At 67.9% G+C, this 1,544-nt stretch carries 1 protein-coding gene and 1 pseudogene; one reads left to right on the plus strand and one right to left on the minus strand.

The annotated features are described in order from the left end of the window. Positions 1-449: pseudogene (locus A5652_RS14735) on the plus strand (hypothetical protein); the annotation flags it as partial. 14 nt (positions 450-463) lie between these two features. Here A5652_RS14735 and A5652_RS14740 read toward each other — a convergent pair. Further along, positions 464-1,544, minus strand: a 1,081-nt coding sequence (locus A5652_RS14740) for an adenylate/guanylate cyclase domain-containing protein (RefSeq protein ID WP_067352523.1), incomplete at its 5' end; no start/stop codon positions are given.

The following is a 1,544-nucleotide window of genomic DNA, read 5'->3' on the forward strand; positions in this document are numbered from 1 at the left end:
CGCCGGGCGGGTGGACGGTGTTCTCGGACGACCAGGGCCCGAACCTGATCGGCGGGCTCGGCGTCGCCCAGGACGTGCCCGGGGCCAATCAGTGGATGATGACGGCCGAGGTCGCCGTCACCAACTTCGTTCCCAGCATGGACCTTACGGCCCAAGCCACGAAGTTGATGCAATGCATCGTCGCAGGCCCCGGCTACGCGAACGCGCAGCCCACGCTCGGACCGACGAAGTCGTCGTCGATCACCGTCGACGGCACCAAGGCCGCCCGGGTCGACGCCGACGTCACGATCGCCGATCCCAGTCGTAACGTCAAGGGCGATTCCGTCACCATCATCGCCGTCGATACGAAGCCGGTCACCGTCTTCATCGGCAGCACACCCATCGGCGATGCCGCGTCGGCGGACCTCGTCGGCAAAATCATTGCCGCGCTGAAAGTCTCCAAGTCCTGACGCGGGTCGGCCGGTTAGCTGGCCGAGCCCGTCGGCGCCGAGACGTGGGTGGCCTCGGATCGCCCGCGCAGTACCGTCGAATAGCATTCGGCCCACTGCGCGCGCTCGGCCTCGCCCGCGGCATCGATGGCACCCGCCGAGCACAGGATCCGCCGGTCGGATGTTTTGGCGAGGTCGGCGAGCCGCGCGGCCTCGTTGACGGCGTCACCGATCACGGTGTACTCGTACCGGTTTTCGGCGCCGACGTTGCCGGCGAACACCCGCCCCGCTGAGACGCCGATGCCGAAATCGACCGGCAGCCGCCGCAATTGGGAGCCCAGTGCACGGGCGGTCGCCAATGCCGATGAGGCCGGCTCGTCGGCCGGCAACGGCACCCCGAAAATGGCCAGCGCGGCATCGCCGGCGAATTTGTTGACCAGCCCGTGTTGTTCGTCGACGGCGTTCACGACGATCCGGAAGAAGTCGTTGAGCACCTCCGCGACCTCTTGCGGGGGGCGGCTTTCCGCGAGCCGGGTGGATTCCACCAGGTCGATGAAAAGCACGGCCGCTTCGACCACGTCGCCCGACAGGGATGCGCCCTCGTTGAGGGCGCGCTGCGCGACGTCGGCGCCGACGTGGCGCCCGAACAGATCGCGGATCCGGTCCCGCTCGGCGAGCCCGGCCACCATCCGGTTGAATCCCGTTTGCAGACGCCCGATCTGGGAACGTTCGTAGGCGCCGACAAACGTGTCCATCCGGCCATGCTCGACCTCGGCCATCGCGTCGACGACCTCGCCGATCGGATCCGAGATGGACCGCGAGGTCAGAATCATCGTGGGCAGTCCCAACACCAGCGCCGCCAGCGACACCACCAGAATCGGCACGTCCAGCGACGCGGACTTCTCGATCAGCCAACCGTACGAGCGGAGAACGACCATCGTCGCAATGACGGCGATGGGAAATGCGCTACACAGAAACCACAGCAGAACCAGCCGGGCGTACACGCTCGGCACGGCAAGCCGCGGCTCGGCGCCCAACGTGGCGGCGCGCATGATGGGTCGTAGGGTGCGTTGCGCGATCAGCATCCCGGTGCCGGCGGCGGCCGATCCGCCGAGC

Origin of the sequence: Mycobacterium sp. 1165178.9 (assembly GCF_001673555.1) — a bacterium.
Classification (GTDB): Bacteria; Actinomycetota; Actinomycetes; order Mycobacteriales; family Mycobacteriaceae; genus Mycobacterium.